The organism is Cecembia calidifontis (genome assembly GCF_004216715.1).
GTDB lineage: Bacteria > Bacteroidota > Bacteroidia > Cytophagales > Cyclobacteriaceae > Cecembia_A > Cecembia_A calidifontis.
The window spans coordinates 3,290,449-3,309,105 of record NZ_SGXG01000001.1; the positions used below are offsets into that span (position 1 = coordinate 3,290,449).

The window sequence follows — 18,657 nt, forward strand, 5'->3', positions numbered from 1 at the left end:
GTCGTTTCTTTCAAACAAAAATACCGCTTATTTTGGGTAAGCGGTATTCATTTTTTTGTTTCTAATCAAAATTAACCATCATGGGTGGCAGCCCGATTGGTAATCAATAAATTGCATAATCCTGCAATGATTAAAGAAGTTCCAGCCAAAAGCATGGTAAATATCACCTCTTCCCCAAAAAGGAGTTTATACATAAAATTGATACCACCAATAGCAGCCACAATCTGGGGGATTACAATAAACATGTTGAAAATCCCCATATAAACCCCCATTTGGTTAGGGTTTACGGAACTGGACAACATCGCATATGGCATAGAAAGAATGCTGGCCCATGCAATTCCGACCAAGGCAAAGCAAAGGTGGAGCATCCAGGGTTCTCTTATAAAATAAATCAAAATAAAGCCACAACCGCCTGCGATTAAACTGAACATATGGACCAATTTCCTGTTGATCTTGACTTTAGAAGTCACAAAGGCCAAAATCAAGGCAAAGAACATGGATACGAGTCCGTAGGTCCCCAAATAATTTCCGACACTGTCTGCTGCATTGTTGTATTCAACAGATGAAGTATCTGTTGCATGAAATACATGCTCGGTGATTGCGGGTGTAGCAAAACTCCACATGGTAAAAAAGGCAAACCATGAGAAAAACTGTACCAAGCCAAGTTTCCGCATGACTTCAGGCATGTTGGCTATATTTCTGAATATTTCTTTAAAGCCGGTAAAAAATCCCCTGCTTTCTTTTTTTTCTTTCTCAAATGATTCCAAATCAGCAGGAGGGTATTCCTCTGTCGTTAGAATGGTGTATAGAATAGAAGAAAAAAGAACAACTGCTCCAACTGCAAAAGCAAATTTTACGGTATCAGGGACCACTCCAGGCTCTGCGGTATTGGGTATTCCGATTTGGGTCATAAGCCAAGGGAGATTACTGGCGATCCAAGTTCCAATGCCAATAATAAGGGTTTGCACCACAAAACCATAAGATCTTTGGCTATCGGGTAACTTATCTGCTACCAAAGCCCTGAAAGGTTCCATGCTGATATTGATGGAAGCATCCAAAACCCAAAGTGAGCCGGCTGCAATCCAAAGAGCACTGGAATAAGGCGCAAAAAACAATGCAATGGTTGATAAAATAGCACCGATTAGAAAGAACGGTCTTCTTCTGCCAAATTTTGGATGCCAGGTCCTATCACTCAAATAACCCACAATAGGTTGGACAATAAGACCGGTCAAGGGAGCCGCAATCCATAATAAAGGTATTGTCTCTTTATCTGCTCCTAAAGTTTGGAAAATCCTGGACATAAAACCGCCCTGTAAGGCAAATCCAAACTGTATTCCAAGAAATCCAAAACTCATATTCCATATCTGCCAAAAACTGAGTTTGGGTTTATTTTGTGTTTCAGACATTAGGCTGGGTGTATTGTTAATGGTTATAGAAATTGAATTTCAAAAGCTTTTTCTCTGTGGGGTATGATAACAAAAGGAATGTTTTTAGCCACATGATAAGGATGGGAATGTTCCGGTAAGGGGTCAAAATCGGTCAACTTACCAAGGAATGCCACATCTTCTTTTTCAATGAACAGCTTTTCCTCATTGAGAAGGATTTCTTCAGGATGCTTCCCATGGATATAAAGTTTTATTTTCTTAAAACCGGATTCAAAGTTTCCCATTGGGGTATCAAAAACAATTTTTTTCTCATTTCCTATCCAGCTTATTTTTCTTTTGAAATAATCTCCTTTGGTATAGGAATGGCTAATACCATCATCTTCATAGTGACAATATGTGCTGTCCTCATATCCAAAATAGAAATGCAGTCTCAAGATTCCGTCATTTTTTTCTCCTGAATGGGATATGTCTGATTGAAGGGCCAGAAAGGAGCCGGCTTTTACAAATACAGGGAGATAACTGGTAGGACAATCTTGGTAAATTACCTGGTTCCCATGATAACTTTTACTGTCAAAAAGATAATACCAATCTCCTTTTGGTAAGTACACTTTAGTGATTTCTTTGTAACTCTCCACTGGAGCTACCAGTAGGGTATCACAGAAAGTATATTGGTTCTGAAATGCAGAATCAAACACCAAATTATCATGTGGATAATCAATAGCCAAGCTTTTGGCAACAGGAAGTCCGGTCAAGCAGCTTGCATGAAATGCACTGTAAATAGTAGGTAAAAGTTTGTAGCGAAGTTTCATGTAATTTCTGGAAATCTCCTCTACTTCTTCCCCAAATGCCCAAGGTTCTGAATCAGCAGTGTTGATCATGGAGTGGGCCCTGAACAATGGAGCAAATGCTGCAATACTTATCCACCTTGCATAAAGGGATTTACTTGGTTCACCCGCAAAGCCCCCCACATCATAACCTGCAAACGAAATTCCGCTCAGCCCCAGACTGTTGACCAATCTGATACCTGCAAGCATATGCTCATCACTGGAGACATTGTCTCCCGTCCAGGCGGCAGCAAAGCGCTGTATTCCGGAGAAACCTGAACGTGTTAAAATGAAAGGTCTTTCTTTGGGGTTTTGCAAAAGACTTCCCTCCATAGCGCTTCTTGCCATTTGCATCCCATAAACATTTCTTGCTTTTCTATGGCTAACATGCTCACCTTCATAATGGAAATCGATCAGATTGGGAGTGAATTGGCCCCAGGAGGCTGGCTCATTCATGTCTGTCCAATAGCCATCCACACCGGCTTCCCTATAATACTCCATCTTTTCAGCCCACCAGGTTCTCGCTTCAGGTTTGGTGAAATCAGGGAAGGCACACCAGCCTGGCCATACTTGAGCTTCATAAATCTCACCGTCCGGATAGGTTACAAAGAGATTTTTTTCTTTTCCTTCATCAAAAGGTGCATATCCCTTATCAGTTTTTATGCCCGGATCCATGATGACCACTACCCTAAAACCTTTTTCTTTCAGTTTTTGGATCATGGACTTGGGATCGGGAAATTTCTCTCCATCGAAAGTAAAAACTTTATATTTATCCATATGATGTATATCCAAGTAGATCACATCAGCAGGCATATTTTTGTTCCTGAAATTATCAGCTAGTGTAAGTACCTCCGATTCCGGATAATATGAATAGCGGCATTGCTGAAAACCTAATGACCAAAGAGGAGGCATGGCCATTTTACCGGTCAGATTGGTATATGCTTCAATGATTTTTGAAACATTTTCATCATGGAAAAAATAATAGTCCATATCGCCTGATTCCGCACTGTAATAAATAAAGCGGTTGTTGGAAGCCCCAAAGTTGAAAACAGTTTTATGGGTGTTATCGAAAAAAATCCCATAGGACAAATTATTGTGAAGTCCTATGTAAAAAGGAACAGACAGGTATAAGGGATCGTCATTTACTCCATAGGCAAAATAATCAGTATTCCAGTTGGTGTAAGCCTTTCCAAATCGGTTAAGGTTTCCTGTTTTCTCTCCCAAGCCTACAAATTTTTCATCTTTTTGGATTTTTTTATAATTGGTCACCTCTGTTCCCAACCATGAGACTGCAAATGCAGAATCATCTTGATTGATAATTTTGCCTTCCAATGTTTTAAAAGTTAAGCAAAATGGATGCAAATTGAGCTCAATTATCATGGTATCGGTTTTGAGTTGAACAGCATCGGAAGTTTCGTCAATTTCGAAACTTGTATTTTTTGGCTCCATGACCACAGCATAGGGATTTGGGGAAAAACTTCCCTCATTACTTACTTGTATCCTTATGGTATGATGATCATAAACCGTGATGCAAAAAATTGCATTATCAGTATGTCCATTTATGCCCAGTTTGGTTTTTTCCCAATATTGCACATTCCCTATGGCAACATTTCTTTTTCCACTGCCATTTTTCATCAGTGTAGTCATTGGTTTTTTATCAGTTTATTGCTAAGAAACTTAGGCAAAAGCCTTAAATCAAAGCTAAATTAGAAAGTAAAGTGAAAGTAAAAAATCAATCAGAAAATGATGGAGCAAGGCTCCAAGAGGATTTTTAAATCAATATGGGCGAATTTTAAAAATTTTGGCACATTCAAACGTTTGCACAAAAAAATAAAGAAACTTTAAATAATTCAGTAATTTTTTACGGAAGATTTCCTGATAAGTAATTCTGTGTCCAGGACCACATTACTTATCTCTTGATGGTTAATATCTTTATTTTGGATCATCTCCAAGAGGATTTTGGTTGCTTTCTCCCCAATTTGGATGCCAGGTTGAAGGACAGAAGTAAGGGGAGGATCAATCATTGAAGCAAATTGCCAATTAGAAAACCCGACCACACCGATATCTTCTGGAATTCTTAAGCCAAGAGACTTAATGGCCATCATAGCTCCGGCAGCTACAATATCATGGTGAGCAAAGATAGCATCAGGCCTATTGATGGGATCTTTAAATAACCTCAAGCAAATTTCAAAACTTTCCTTTTCGTTGGCACTGGGACACTCTACGATCAGGTTTTCATCAATAGATATTCCTGAGTCCGATAGTGCTGCCAAATATCCCTCTTTTCTTTTTTTGCTGATGGCAAGGTTGGAAGGACCCGCCAAATGGGCGATTCTCCTGTAGCCCTGATCGATCAAATGTTTGGTGGCTTGATACCCTCCGCTAAAGTCATTAACGGTTACATTTACCGCATTTTTAATGTTAGGGATTCGGTCAAAAAATACCACTGGGATCTCCATGTCTATTAAGTTAATAAAGTGTGAAAAATCTGTGGTTTCTTTTGAATAGCTGACCAATAAACCATCAATTTGATTGGAGAGCATAGTTTCCACACAATTGATTTCTCTTTCAAGTTTCTCATTGGTCTGACATAAGATGACATTATATCCGTTTTTAAAGGCAACTTCCTCTATTCCGGATATGACTGTTGAAAAAAAGAAATGGACTACTTCAGGAATAATAACACCTATGGTAAAGGATTTACTTTTTCTTAGGCTCAGGGCGATTGCATTTGGCCGGTAATTGAGTTTTTCAGCTAAATCCTTGACTTTCTTCTTGGTCTCAAAACTGATCCCGGGATAATCTTTCAATGCACGGGAAACTGTGGACGAAGATACATTCAATTCCCTTGCAATATCTTTGATTGTCGCTTGGCCTAATTTCATAAAAATTATCTTTTTCTAAGATTTTAAAGTTAACTTAATTTGCCACAATATGCGATATTTGTACCACTTTTTTTTTCCCTTTTGATCTTTAATTTTTCTTATTATTTGGATAAATCAAGTTAAAAATAAGATTAATGCAGACGTTTGCGGTGACGTTTGCAACGTTTTTTTTAAGATTTTGTTCAACGAAAACTTGCTTAATACAATCGCCTTTTTTAATATGAGATAAGCATTTCATTCATGAGCCAAATGTATCCTATCACTTATTCAATTTAATTTGTGATTTTCTTAGCAAGAATAGAAAAAAAACAACAAAACAATTTAATGAAACAATAAATACCAAAACAATGATGAGAGTACTTTCAAATTTAACAAAGGTAGCCTTTTTATTACCGCTGATTTGGGCCTGTGGACCAATTGATGAACCACCAATTATTCCTCAGGTTCCGGCTACCATCGCCTCTGCACCTTCTTCCATTACCTTGACTGGGGAAGATGAAGATGAGGTGGTTGTCTTTACTGTCAATCCTGCTGATTTCGGAACGCCCATGGAGGTAACGTATATTATCCAAATGGACCGTCCTGGAAATAACTTTGCCAATGCTGCTGACTTGGGCTCTTCTACTTCTACTACTGTTGAAATAAAGGCCGCAGAAATCAACAGAAGGGCTGTTTCCAGGGGGATTTTAGGAGGGGAGACCGGTCCTATGGAATTCAGGGTCAGGGCTGTTCCATCGCGTACATTATCAGCTCTTGTCGGTGCAGCAGTCACTATCAACGTGACTACTTTTGCAGATGCCGTAGCGCTGAGAAATCTTTTCCTTGTAGGTGAGGCCACTGCCAGAGGTTGGAACAATAATGACAATAATCCCCCGCTTTTCAGGGATCCTGAAAACACAGATTTATACGTTTACTCTGGATTTTTCAATGCTGGCGGTTTCAAGGTTTTGGAAGTTTTAGGTGCTTGGCAACCACAATATGGTACGAATGATGGTACGAGCATTGCCGTAAACACAGGAAATGGATCAGATCCTGATGTATTCAATGTGCCTGCCGCAGGATACTATACCTTTACTTTTGATCTTTCAACTGAGACATTTTCATTAGTACCTATCGACAATGTGCCTGCAACTTTCGGCACAGTAGGAATTATAGGAAGTGCGACTGCCAATGGTTGGGACGCAAGCACAGCCATGAATCAACTCACTTTCGATAGGCATATTTACTATATAAATGCTACATTATCGGATGGAGAAATGAAATTCAGAGCGGACAATGATTGGGCTGTAAACTGGGGTGCGAATACGGCCATCAGTGGTAGAGGTACCCAAGATGGACCAAACATCCCTGTTGAAGCAGGTACATATAAGATCTGGTTTAACTCTTTGGATGGCAGATATATCAAAATAGATCAATAATTCCATAAGCACAATGATGAAAGGGCTGCTTGAAAAAGTAGCCCTTTTCATTGAATTTAATCCAGTTTACATTCCTTGCAATGAAAAAAATTATCCTCTTATTTTCTTTATTTTTACTGTTTTACTCTTCTGCAGTTGCCCAGATTACAACAATTCCTGGTTTTCCAAGGGCAGACAGCAATGTTAAAATTATTTATGATGCTACCCAAGGAACTTCCGGTTTGCAGGGGGTTAATCAGGTGTATATTCATATAGGTGCTATCACAACGGGGCCCACTTCCACTTCATGGTCGATTGTGCCTACCCAATGGGGCGTCGATGATCCTAGGGCACGGATGAAAAAGGTGGAAGGAGAGGAAAATATTTGGGAATTTGAATTGGTTCCCAATGAGTTTTTTAATCCAACATCCGGTCAGACAATTTATAGATTAGGTGTAGTTTTCCGAAATGTTGATGGAACCAGGGAAGGCAAAACCGATACTAACCAGGACTTTTTTATCAACCTGAGCCAGGGGTTTGAGGTATTTTTCCAAAGGCCAAGCACAAATTCTACGCTTTTGGAAGTGGGTGAATCCCAAGAAATCAGGATAATTTCATCTGAACCGGCCAATTTGAGTCTTTTTGTCAATGGGGCAGAAGTAGCAACTGAAACCAATAAGGAAGAACTTGTCTATACTTTTTTAGCCTTGGAAGAAGGGGATTTTGAACTCCAGGCATCTGCCAGGTCAGGACAAGATGAGCGTACAGCATTGATCAATATTTCTGTGGTGGGGCCTAGTCCTCAGGAAGCCCTTCCATCAGGGGTAAGGAAAGGAATCAATTATATTTCTGACACCGAGGTGATTTTGGTTTTGGAAGCCCCAAAGAAAAAAAATGCCTTTGTTTTAGGAGATTTCAACGATTGGGAAATCAGGACAGAATTCCAGATGAAACAGACCCCTGATAAGGAACTATTTTGGTATCACCTCAAAGACCTAAGCCCAGGGGAAGAATACATTTTTCAATATTTGGTGGATGGGAATTTAAGAATAGGGGATCCCTATGCAGACAAGGTTTCGGATCCATTCCATGACGATGAAATCATCCAACAAAATAGGTACCCGGGTCTTAAGCCATATCCCAAAGGAAAAACGGAGTTTCAGGCAACATTCCTTCAGACTGCTCAACAACCCTATGAATGGAAATACTTGAATTATAAAAAACCTGCACCTGAAGAACTCGTAGTCTATGAATTGCTGGTCAGGGATTTTGATGACAGGCGCACTTTCAAGGCAGTAACAGAAAGGTTAGATTATTTAAAAGACCTGGGGATCAATGCTATTGAATTAATGCCGGTGAAGGAATTTGAGGGGAATATCTCATGGGGATATAATCCATCGTTCTTTTTTGCAGTAGATAAATTCTATGGTCCCAAAAATCACCTCAAAGAATTGATAGATGAAGCCCATAAAAGGGATATGGTGGTCATTTTGGATATGGTGCTGAACCATGCTTTTGGCCAAAGTCCCTATGTCCGCTTGTACAATGATGGGGATTTTGGTGCACCCACAGAAGATAATCCTTGGCTCAATAGGGTTGCAAAACATCCGTTCAATGTGGGCTACGATTTTAACCATGAGAGTCCTTATACCAAAGCATTGGTAGATTCAGTAAACAATTATTGGTTAACAGAATATAAAGTAGATGGTTTCAGGTTTGACCTAAGCAAGGGATTCACTCAAGTCAATTCAGGGGATAATGTAAGTTTATGGAGTCAAAGGGATGAATCCAGGATTGCGATCTGGAAAAACATTTATGATCAAATTAAAAAGAATCATCCTGATGCTTATGTTATTTTAGAACATTTTGCAGACAATTCAGAAGAAAGGGAATTGGCTGATTATGGCATGATGTTTTGGGGCAACTTGAATTTTGATTTCAGGGAAATGGCAAAAGGAGGCTCAAGAAACTTTGACTGGGGCTTTTATCAGACAAGGGGCTGGTCAAAAAACAACCTGGTTTCTTACATGGAAAGCCATGATGAAGAACGCACCATGTGGGAATCACTGACATGGGGTCAAACATCTCCTTTGAATATCCGGACGCTTAAAAATGCGGTAAACAGAAATCAGTTGATGGCTGCATTTTTCTTTGCCATTCCCGGACCAAAAATGCTTTGGCAATTTGAAGAATTTGGATATGATCTAGAGCTGAACAATGACCGCTTGGGTATCAAACCCACGAGATGGAATTACCTTGACAATCCGGACAGGCTGAGGCTATGGAGGCTTTACAAAGCCATGATACAGCTTAAAAATGAGCATCAAGCATTTAATAAGCCTGAAAACGCCATCTTGAACCTTGCTCAAAATCTAAAATCAATTCGGTTGGTGGATGGGGATTTTCAGGTTCTTTTATATGGGAACTTTGGGCTGACTGACATCAATAATGCTGATTTGTCTTTCCCTATTCCCGGAAAGTGGTACAATTATTTCACAGGTGAAGAGATAGAGGTAACCGGCAATTCCAAAACCTTCAGATTAAGGGCAAATGAGTTTTTTTTATTTACTAACAGAAAACTTGAAAAACCGGAAGGAGAAATCTTAATGGAGGATCTTATTACCTCTATAAGGCCAGAGGAGATTGATCCTTCTGCATTTAAAATTTATCCGGTTCCTGCGGGCAATTATATTTGGGTCAGCTTGCCTTCTGATTACAAAGGGTTCAATTACCGGGTCATGGATGTGACCGGAAAGGTGTTGACAGAGAGTATTTACACAGGCCAGGACAATATTTTGCAAGTGGATGTAAAGGATTTTAGGGCAGGTCTTTATATCTTTGAAATCTTTGATAACCGACAGGTGATCAGAAAAAGATTCCTAAAAAAGTAATAACCTATTAAAAACATCATGAAATTCAAACCAGGAGTTAAATTCGGAGAAGAACTCAAAGACCTATTGGATTATGCAAAAGAGAGCGAGTTTGCCATGCCCGCTGTCAATGTGATCAATACCAGTACCGTGAATGCGGTTTTGGAAACGGCTAAGAAAGTGAATTCTCCAGTCATTATACAGTTTTCCAATGGCGGAGCCCAATTCTATGCGGGAAAAGGCATGGGAAATGAAAATCAAAAAGGAGCCATTCAGGGCGGTATTTCAGGGGCATTGCATGTGCACAGAATGGCTGAGGCCTATGGGGTTCCGGTAATCTTACATACTGACCATTGTGCCAAAAAGCTTTTGCCTTGGATTGATGGCTTATTGGAAGAAGGAAAGGCATTTTACGCTGCCTACAAGAAGCCTTTGTACAGCTCCCACATGCTGGATCTATCCGAAGAACCTGTGCATGAGAACATAGAAATTTCTGTGGAGTATTTCAAGAAAATGAAAGCACTTGAAATGGGAATTGAAATTGAATTGGGTATTACAGGAGGTGAAGAAGACGGTGTTGACAATACGGATGTGGACAGTTCAAGATTGTATACCCAGCCAGAAGAAGTGGCCTATGCTTATGAGCATTTGAAGCAGGTTGGTGATTTGTTTACTGTTGCGGCTTCATTTGGTAATGTTCATGGGGTATACAAGCCAGGTAATGTCAGCCTAAAACCCATCATCCTTAAAAATTCACAGGATTACATTGCCAAGAAATTTGGAACTGGGCCTAAGCCGGTTTATTTCGTTTTCCATGGCGGCTCTGGTTCCACCCAAGAGGAAATCAGAGAAGCAAATAGCTATGGTTCTATCAAAATGAACATCGATACGGATCAGCAATGGGCATTCTGGGAAGGTGTTAAAAATTATTACAAAGCTAATGAAGCCTACCTGCAGAGCCAGTTAGGCAATCCAGAAGGTCCGGATAGTCCAAACAAAAAATATTATGATCCGAGAGTTTGGCTTCGAAAAGGGGAGGAAAGCTTTATCAAAAGGCTTGAACTCGCTTTCGATATGCTAAATGCCATAGGAAGAAACTGATCTCTACTACAATCAACCGCATTGGAAAAGTCACTTGATGGGTGACTTTTTCCTTTTCATTATTAAGGTTTAAATATGAAATATCATTACGCGTCTTTTATCGTCTTGTTAAGTACATTATTTGCATGTTCCGGGAAAAAATCAGGAGAGGCAGAAAACTACTGGCCGCATGCAGGGATAACTTATGAAATTTTTATTCAGTCTTTTTACGATTCTGATGGAGATGGGATAGGAGATTTCAATGGGGTAACCAAAAAGCTGGATCATGTTAAAGAACTGGGAGCCAATGCTATTTGGTTTATGCCGATAATGCCCTCTCCAAGTTACCATAAATATGATGTGACGGATTACAAAGCTGTCCATCCGGATTATGGAACAATGGATGATTTTAAAAAACTGATCAGGGAAGCCCATAAAAAGGACATCAAGATTGTAATTGACCTTATTATTAACCATACAAGCAGTGAACACCCTTGGTTTTTGGAGTCTAAAAGCAGCAGGGATAATCCTTACCGCGATTATTATGTATGGGCACAAAAAGACACCATTGCAGATTTTATCAACAAAAAGACGATCACTTTAGATAGTGACAACATCAGACAATGGCATGACCCTGGCTTTGGGGAGGATTATTATTATGGTTTTTTTTATGGAGGAATGCCGGATCTGAATTTTGATAACCCGAAGGTAAGGGAGGAAATTTATGAAATCGGAAGATTCTGGCTTGAGGAAGTAGGAGTGGATGGTTTTAGATTGGACGCTGCCAAGCACATTTTCCCAGATGACCGACCTGAAGATAACCATTTGTTTTGGAAGGAATTCAGACAAAAGATGCAGGCGATTAAACCGGATGTTTACTTGGTAGGAGAGGTGTATGACAAGAAAGAAATAGTGGCTCCTTATCTGCCAGGACTACCGGCCTTGTTCAATTTTGATTTTCACTACACTTTGATTGAGGCATATCAGAAGGAGGATGGAATGTTGCTTGCCAAGAAACAAAAAGAAATCTTGGATTTTTATCAGAACATCACCAAGGATTTCATAGATGCGACATTTTCTTCCAATCATGACCAACCAAGATTACTTAATTCGCTGGATCAAAACCCAAGAAAGATGAAGCAGGCCATCAATATTTTGATGACGATGCCAGGAGCTCCATACCTGTATTATGGAGAAGAAATTGGAATGTTGGGATTGAAACCGGATGAGCACATCAGGGAACCTTTCCTTTGGGATATCAAAGCGAACGATAAAGGAAGAACTACATGGATTGAACCCATTCATTCCATAGATGAAATGGTGACACCTTTGGCCATTCAAAAGTCCATGAGTACGAGTTATTTCAACCATTACAAGGAAATAATAAAATTAAGGAATACCAATAGGGCCCTCGCTCTTGGAAATTTGGAGTTGTATGAGGGAGACTTAGCCAAGCCCTTGATGGCCTATTTCAGAAATCACAAAGATCAGGAGCTTTTTGTAGCGCATAACTTAAGTGATGTAGAGCATAGTCTGGAAGTTCCTGAAGAATACCAAAAAGTAATTTATACTTTTGGTTCAGCGGATTTACAAAACCAAAAGGTGAAATTGCCTGCTTATGCAACCATTGTAATAGAAAGGCAATAAAAAAGGAGGCATGCGCCTCTTTTTTTATGTTGAAAGAATTCTCACTACCCTAAAATCATCCTCATCCACTTCTTTACTTCCTACAATAGCTTTTGCAATAGGTGTGTAGACTACTTTGTTGTTGATTACACCTGCCATCACATCGTATTTACCCTGGAGTAAACCTTCTACAGCAGCTACGCCCAATTTACTCGCCAACACACGGTCCATGGCAGAAGGAGCTCCTCCGCGTTGCAAGTGTCCAAGGATGGTGACCTTTATGTCATAATATGGGAGTTGTTTTTTGATTTTTTCTGCTATTTCAGCCGCTCCACCACTTTTTCCGCCCTCAGCTACGATCACGATATTGGATTGCTTCATGGCTTTGGTTCGGGCTTTTAATCTTTCCACCAGTCTTTCAATAGGCATTTTTTTCTCTGGAATCAAAGTAGCTGCTGCCGCACTACCTATGCCGGCATTGATTGCTATAAACCCGGCATCCCTTCCCATAACTTCAACGAAAAAAAGCCTATCGTGAGAGGTAGCGGTGTCTCTGATTTTGTCTATGGCTTCAATTGCCGTATTGCATGCAGTATCAAAACCTACGGTAAGATCAGTTCCTGCAAGATCATTGTCAATAGTACCAGGGATACCGATTGCAGGAATTCCATATTCCTTATAAAACAAATGGGCTCCGGTAAGGGAACCGTCTCCACCTATTACAACCAACGCATCAATTCCATGTTTTTGGAGGTTTTCAAATGCTTTTTTCCTTCCTTCCGGAGTACGGAATTCAGTACTTCGTGCAGATTTGAGAAAAGTTCCTCCTCTTTCAAGGACATGACTGATATGTTTTGATTCCAGTTTTTTGATTTCATTTTGGATCATCCCCTCATAGCCCCTGTATATTCCAAACATTTCCAGATTGTAATAAAAGCCGGTCCTTACCACAGCACGAATAGCTGCATTCATTCCCGGAGCATCTCCGCCAGAAGTCAATACTGCAATTCTTTTTATTGTCGTTACTTCCATTTAAGATTTAAGTCTTGAGGTTAATTGTTGAAACATCAAACCGGCTGCTGCTGGATTTGTTGCAAGGGGGATGTTGTGAACATCACATATACGCATCAACATCTGTACATCGGGTTCATGGGGATGTTTGTCCAAAGGATCCCTAAAAAATATAACCATATCCAGTTCTTTTTGAGCTGCCATGGAGGCAATCTGTGCATCCCCGCCTAATGGTCCAGAAAGCAGTCTTTGTACTTTAAAGCCGGCTTTTTCTATGTGGGAACCTGTGGTACCTGTGGCAACCAGTTCTATATCAGAATGGTTTAGCTGTTCCCTAAATCCACTCAAAAAGTGGACCATATCGGCCTTTTTACCGTCATGGGCGATCAAGGCTATTTTCATTTCGTCTTTAATAGGTTTGGACGCGAAAGTTATGAAATTTTGGAGATTTCCCGATGAAGATTTCTGTTTTATCCTAATTAACATCGAAAGAAGTTAATTGAAAACCACATTTGGTAAATGCAGTAATTTTTGGGTTTATTAAAAAAATGAAACTATTAGTAGAGATTTTAATCCATTTTATTTATTTTCAGAAACAAATCATCAACTAAAAACAAGCTATGGGATTATTAAAAGAATTCAAAGAATTCGCTGTCAAGGGCAATGTTGTTGACCTTGCTGTCGCCGTGATCATTGGCGGCGCTTTTGGAAAAATCGTTTCCTCATTTGTAAACGATATCATTATGCCTCCACTAGGGGTATTATTGGGTGGCGTTGATTTTAAAGACCTTGCTTTGACTATCCGGGAAGCGTACACCACTGATGCTGGTGTTGATATGCCTGCTGTGGTACTCAGCTATGGTAATTTCATCCAAAATGTAGTGGATTTCCTTATTATTGCATTTGTGATTTTTATGGCAATAAAAGGGATGAATTCACTAAAAAAGAAGAAAGAAGAGGCTCCTGCACCCCCACCTGCACCTCCAAAATCGGAAGTGTTATTGGAGGAAATCCGTGATCTTCTTAAAAACAAATAATAAAAAAAAGCAGCTTTTAGGCTGCTTTTTTAGTTTTTATTGCCTTCGCTTCTTTCCCTTCCCTGTTGCATTCTATAAACCTGCCTGGTAAAATCACGATTAGCACCTCCTAATTTTACCGCTTGGGAGGGGCTGATTACCTGCATGATGTCGCTCATAAAACGTTTTTCTCTTGCCAGGAGTTTATCCTGGAGTTCAAATCTCTTGTGGATAAGCTCTTTTGCTTTTTCATCATCGATTTCCCTTCCTGCCTGTCTGTTGAGCATCGAAAGTTCCTCCATCATGGATTTTCTTTCATCTTGATATTGATTGAATACGGGCCAGAATTTTTCGGCCTGTGATGGTTTAAGGTCCAATCTATTGGTGATAAAAGCCACACGTGCAGCTTCTAACTTCTCTTGGTCGTACTGTTGATTGCCCCTTTGTGCCATGCTTATTGTCGCTAAACAAAGGAAAAAGGCCAGGATTGTAAGTTTTTTCATAGTAAATCAATTAATACCAGATATCTTCTTCAGGTTCCTCTCCATTCCATTCAAAACTGCCCCATTCAGCAGCGATAATATCATCAAGAATGGAATTGGGATTGTCTGCCAGTAAAAGAATATCTTCCGCTTGCCAATATTCAGTATCTATTAATAAATCAATTTCTTGACTGATCATCATTTCCACGGGGTCAACCTGAGGTTTTTGGGAGGTAAAAACCCAAAAAGCAATTCCTAAGAAAACGACTGCTGCGGCAGCAAATTTAAAAGGTCTTGAAAACAAAACGGTTTTTTGATTTTCATACCTTTCCAAAATCCTGTCCGGCAATTGGTCAAAATAGGCTTCAGGTACTTGGTGAATATTTTTCTTATTTAAATTTTCCATGATAATTGTCGGTTAGACAGTAGAAAAACCAAATGGTTTATTCTGACTTAATTTCTTGTTCTATTTTTTTTGCGGCGTGGTGGTAAGATGCCTTAAGTGAACCTATGCTTGTATCTGTAATTTTGCTTATTTCCTCATAACTTAGGTCTTCAAAATATTTTAGGTTAAACACCAACCGCTGTTTTTCAGGAAGATTCAAAACTGCTTTGTGCAATTTTTTTTCGATCATTTCTCCATCAACCAAAGGTGAACTGTCAAGATATTGTTTCATGACCTCCTGATGGTCTTCAATCTGGAAGAAAAATCTTTTTTTCTTTTGATGTAAAAAATTCAGGCTTTCATTGGTTGCAATTCTGTAAAGCCAGGTAAATAATGAAGAATTCCCCTGGAATTTATGGATGTTTTTAAATGCTTTGATGAAAGTGATCTGGGTCAGATCATCTGCATCTTCGTGTATGATGACCATTTTTCTGATTACACCATAAACCTTTTTCTGAAACATCTCCACTAAAACCCGGAAACCCTTTTCTTTAGTTTCAGGGTTTTTGATCAGTGCCAAAAGTTCCAGTTCGCTAATTGGTGTCATGTAAGTTTTAGACAAGACTGGTGAGCAATGGTTTAATTTAAAACTCAGAAAAGAAATTGATTAAAAAAATAGCGGGCATTTTGCCCGCTTAGTGAATTAAATTTCTAGAATATAATCCAGAATTCCTGCATTCTTCCCTTTGGGTCTGGTAACCAACAGTGGAAATTCATCATTCAGTTGGATCAAACGCTCAGCCATACTTCCAATAAATAGGGCAGTGGCAGCTGTTCTTCCTTTAGCACCGATAATAATGGCATCAGCATTGATTTCTTTGGCTTTGGCCAGGATATCTTCTACTGGATCATCATCTTCGTCCTGGGTATAGACAGGAAGAATTTGAATGTTTTTAGTGTCAATCTTTCTTATAAATTTTTTGAAATTGATCTCTGCATGCATCTTCATGATGGAAGTAAATTCCTCATAACTCTTACCGGTAAAATGGTAACCTGAAGGCACTGTAAATACATTTTGACATACGATTTCAGTGTTTTTCCCGTATTTTTCAGCTATAAGGATAGCTTCTTCCATGGCATCTTTGGAATAATCGGAAAAATCTGAAGGAACCAATAGCCTGTCAATTTTGGGTACAGCATTTTCCGGAATGATCAATAATGAACAGCTTGCCCTTCTAGCAAGACGTTGTGAAATCACCCCTGTGCCTGGTAGGTTGACTTTCCTACCTACTATGATCATGTCTACCGACTTTTCATGGGCCAGCTTCAGGATTTTTTTAGATAACTGACCTTCCTTTACTATGTAAGAAAACTCAATATCCCCAGCTGCTCCAAAGGTTTTTTCAACGACTTCCTTCATTTGGCTCTTCCTTTCTTCCACCATATTTTCAATAAGATTGGGGAATTCGCTTAAAACCTCCTTGGGGATATTCAGGTTACGGATGACATTGGTAAAATAGATTTTTTTGGTCTGATTTGCTTTGGCTATAAAAGAAGCAAACCTTACAAGGGTTTCGTCCAATGAGGTTTGATCCAGACAAACAATTAATTTTTTGATTTGATACATTTTGATAGTGCCTTTTCGTACTGCAAAATTAACGATAATCGGATTGAAATGCCGATAAATTTAGAATATTATTTTGCGAAACTCCGCTATGTTTTTTGATTACTGATTTTTTATTCTGTTTACAGCCAGTTTTTTGGATTTTTAGGCTTTTGTTTTGAGTTGAACATAACTTATCCAAACCTATCGCTTTTCAAACATCCATAAAATTACACGTAAGAATTTCACAACAAAATGGTTTTTGGTCAAATGTCTTTATTCAATTTGATAAGCACGCGGGAATTAGATTTTTTGGATAGGATGTATATATCTTGAAAAAGCCCAACGTTTCCTTGATTTAATCCGTATATTTGCACAAAGGTTCAGGCCGCTGACATGTTCCAACTTCACAATTAAAACACAATTCCGAGTGAAGCCCTTTCCAAAAACAGGCCTCATCCCATGCTGATTCCTTGTCAGTATTGGGCCCTCGTATCTTAGGATTCAGGTTAACAGTGGACGTTTGCGGATTTCAGGCAGCTCAAATCTTGTCTATAAAGAGGTTTGGCAACAACTCTAAGGCCTGAGCCTTTTTATTTTTTCAATCAGTTCCTTCTGACTTTTTTCGGCAATTTTAAAGCCAAAAACACCTCCTATATAAATTGATGTAATCAATAAGGAGCGGACTATCAGATCCAAAATCCCGGATTGCATATCTTTCAGTAAGTAATGTTGTACAACAAAAACAACTATTCCCAAAACGACTGTTTTTAAAACATCCCAGGTAAAGGGGTCTAAACCCAGTCTGATTTTAACATAAAAATACTTGGTGAGATTGTATAAGCCCATAGCTATAAAAGAAGCTATGGCAGCTCCTTCAATCCCATATATCGGAATAAGCCATAAATTTAAACCGATGACCAAAACGCTCATGATCAATGTGGCTGTAATATTGAAAAAATAATATCTGGAATAAACAATGATTTCACCATTGATGGAAAAAAGAATGTCAATGATTTTTGCCAGTCCTATCCAAAATACCACCCATTTTCCGATTTCATATACTTCCCTATTGGGAATGAAATGGTAGAGATTGTTGATATTTGCCCAAATACCAAGAAACAATAAAAAACAAATCAACAGTTGGTGCACAGCAACCTGCTTATAAAGACGGTCAATTTTTTCTGATTCATTGCTTGCGAAATGTTCAGCTACCACGGGCATGACTACCTGAGAAATTGCTCTTCTGGGCATTTCAATCACTATGGCAATGGCAAAACCAATACTGTAAATGGCATTAGCGTCCAATCCCAACATGGAAGCTACCATCAGGCTGTCAATTTTCATGATGAGCAGTGATCCGGTTGTTCCTAAGAGGGTAATCAAACTATATTGTAAAAATTCCTTTCTAAAGCCTTCGGGAAAGATTTTAAAATTAAAACTCAATTGAAATATCCCCATTCGCATCATATAGAGCATCATTCCGATGAGTGTAAGCAAATAAATCCAGGCAAGACTCCAAATCAATTGCCCGAATTGTATCCATTCCAAAAAGTAAAATAAAACAATTACCGAAACCAAGATCCTGAGTAATACTTCTCTAAAAAACGTGGGAACGGCTATTTCCAGAAAGGATCTGCAAAAGGCATCTAAAATGGAATTCAGCACAGAGAAAAGCATCAGCAATATTACCACTCCAAAAAAATCGATCACTTCGGGGGAATTGGCAGCAAAAGCCAGGACCAAATAATCTCTGAATAGAAGAAAAAGAAGGGCGACTACTACTGCACCGGCCAGGCTGAGCAATAAGCTCATGGTAAAAAAGGAAAACTGATAATCCTTGACCTTGGGATAGAATCTGGTGATCCCATTGCCCAATCCTAATTGCGCAAAGGGTACTAAAATAAGCGCTAGATCCTGAACAGTCCTGAACAAACCTAATTGTCCTGGATCCAAGGCATAGGGTAGCAACCAAAGCACATTGAAATAGCCAATCAAAACACCCAAATAGGAGGAAATGGTAGTGAGGATACTTTGCTTGGCTATGATTCTCATAAGAAACAAAAATAAAAATATACTAGATTAATTTTGAA

15 protein-coding genes are annotated in these 18,657 nt (G+C 39.2%); 5 read left to right on the forward strand and 10 right to left on the reverse strand.

The annotated features are described in order from the left end of the window. Window positions 1-71: 71 nt before the first annotated feature. From BC751_RS14165 to BC751_RS14175, 3 genes are all read right to left on the reverse strand, one after another. A complete protein-coding gene (locus BC751_RS14165) occupies window positions 72-1,406 on the reverse strand; it encodes an MFS transporter (protein ID WP_130276171.1) in 1,335 nt (444 codons plus the stop codon). 23 nt (window positions 1,407-1,429) lie between these two features. Continuing rightward, the gene (locus BC751_RS14170; RefSeq protein ID WP_130276172.1) at window positions 1,430-3,856 is read right to left on the reverse strand and encodes a glycoside hydrolase family 31 protein; all 2,427 of its coding nucleotides are present in this window, start codon (window positions 3,854-3,856) and stop codon (window positions 1,430-1,432) included. A 203-nt stretch (window positions 3,857-4,059) separates the two neighbouring features. Then, a complete protein-coding gene (locus BC751_RS14175; RefSeq protein WP_130276174.1) occupies window positions 4,060-5,094 on the reverse strand; it encodes a LacI family DNA-binding transcriptional regulator in 1,035 nt (344 codons plus the stop codon). A gap of 347 nt (window positions 5,095-5,441) precedes the next feature. Between BC751_RS14175 and BC751_RS14180 the strand changes: the two genes are divergently transcribed. The 4 genes from BC751_RS14180 (at window position 5,442) to BC751_RS14195 (ending at window position 12,088) form a co-directional block, all read left to right on the forward strand. Continuing rightward, window positions 5,442-6,512, forward strand: coding sequence for a SusE domain-containing protein (locus BC751_RS14180; protein ID WP_242617484.1), 1,071 nt, complete (start codon window positions 5,442-5,444; stop codon window positions 6,510-6,512). An 80-nt stretch (window positions 6,513-6,592) separates the two neighbouring features. Beyond that, window positions 6,593-9,382, forward strand: coding sequence for a DUF4961 domain-containing protein (locus tag BC751_RS14185; protein WP_130276176.1), 2,790 nt, complete (start codon window positions 6,593-6,595; stop codon window positions 9,380-9,382). A gap of 18 nt (window positions 9,383-9,400) precedes the next feature. After that, entirely contained in the window at window positions 9,401-10,462 is a 1,062-nt protein-coding gene (fbaA, locus tag BC751_RS14190) for a class II fructose-bisphosphate aldolase (RefSeq protein ID WP_130276178.1), read from the forward strand. A 75-nt stretch (window positions 10,463-10,537) separates the two neighbouring features. Next, window positions 10,538-12,088: an alpha-amylase family glycosyl hydrolase gene (locus tag BC751_RS14195; RefSeq protein WP_130276180.1), complete on the forward strand. Its 1,551-nt coding sequence runs from the start codon at window positions 10,538-10,540 to the stop codon at window positions 12,086-12,088. 24 nt (window positions 12,089-12,112) lie between these two features. Here BC751_RS14195 and pfkA read toward each other — a convergent pair whose 3' ends face one another. Together pfkA and BC751_RS14205 are read right to left on the reverse strand one after the other, a co-directional pair. Then, window positions 12,113-13,099 carry a 6-phosphofructokinase gene (gene pfkA, locus BC751_RS14200; RefSeq protein ID WP_130276182.1) on the reverse strand — a complete coding sequence of 329 codons (987 nt, stop codon included), beginning with the start codon at window positions 13,097-13,099 and terminating at the stop codon, window positions 12,113-12,115. After that, window positions 13,100-13,480 carry a methylglyoxal synthase gene (locus BC751_RS14205; RefSeq protein WP_130276184.1) on the reverse strand — a complete coding sequence of 127 codons (381 nt, stop codon included), beginning with the start codon at window positions 13,478-13,480 and terminating at the stop codon, window positions 13,100-13,102. A gap of 218 nt (window positions 13,481-13,698) precedes the next feature. Between BC751_RS14205 and mscL the strand changes: the two genes are divergently transcribed. Continuing rightward, window positions 13,699-14,115, forward strand: coding sequence for a large-conductance mechanosensitive channel protein MscL (gene mscL / locus BC751_RS14210; protein ID WP_130276186.1), 417 nt, complete (start codon window positions 13,699-13,701; stop codon window positions 14,113-14,115). A gap of 29 nt (window positions 14,116-14,144) precedes the next feature. Here the strand turns inward: mscL and BC751_RS14215 are convergent, their stop codons facing one another. From BC751_RS14215 to BC751_RS14235, 5 genes are all read right to left on the reverse strand, one after another. After that, a complete protein-coding gene (locus tag BC751_RS14215; protein WP_130276188.1) occupies window positions 14,145-14,597 on the reverse strand; it encodes a Spy/CpxP family protein refolding chaperone in 453 nt (150 codons plus the stop codon). 10 nt (window positions 14,598-14,607) lie between these two features. Continuing rightward, the gene (locus BC751_RS14220; protein WP_130276190.1) at window positions 14,608-14,982 is read right to left on the reverse strand and encodes a hypothetical protein; all 375 of its coding nucleotides are present in this window, start codon (window positions 14,980-14,982) and stop codon (window positions 14,608-14,610) included. A 37-nt stretch (window positions 14,983-15,019) separates the two neighbouring features. After that, window positions 15,020-15,568 carry an RNA polymerase sigma factor gene (locus tag BC751_RS14225; RefSeq protein ID WP_130276192.1) on the reverse strand — a complete coding sequence of 183 codons (549 nt, stop codon included), beginning with the start codon at window positions 15,566-15,568 and terminating at the stop codon, window positions 15,020-15,022. A gap of 96 nt (window positions 15,569-15,664) precedes the next feature. Continuing rightward, window positions 15,665-16,588, reverse strand: a complete 924-nt coding sequence (locus BC751_RS14230; protein WP_130276193.1) for a universal stress protein — start codon at window positions 16,586-16,588, stop codon at window positions 15,665-15,667. A gap of 552 nt (window positions 16,589-17,140) precedes the next feature. Further along, window positions 17,141-18,619 carry a lipopolysaccharide biosynthesis protein gene (locus BC751_RS14235; RefSeq protein ID WP_130276195.1) on the reverse strand — a complete coding sequence of 493 codons (1,479 nt, stop codon included), beginning with the start codon at window positions 18,617-18,619 and terminating at the stop codon, window positions 17,141-17,143. Between the last annotated feature and the right edge of the window lie 38 nt (window positions 18,620-18,657).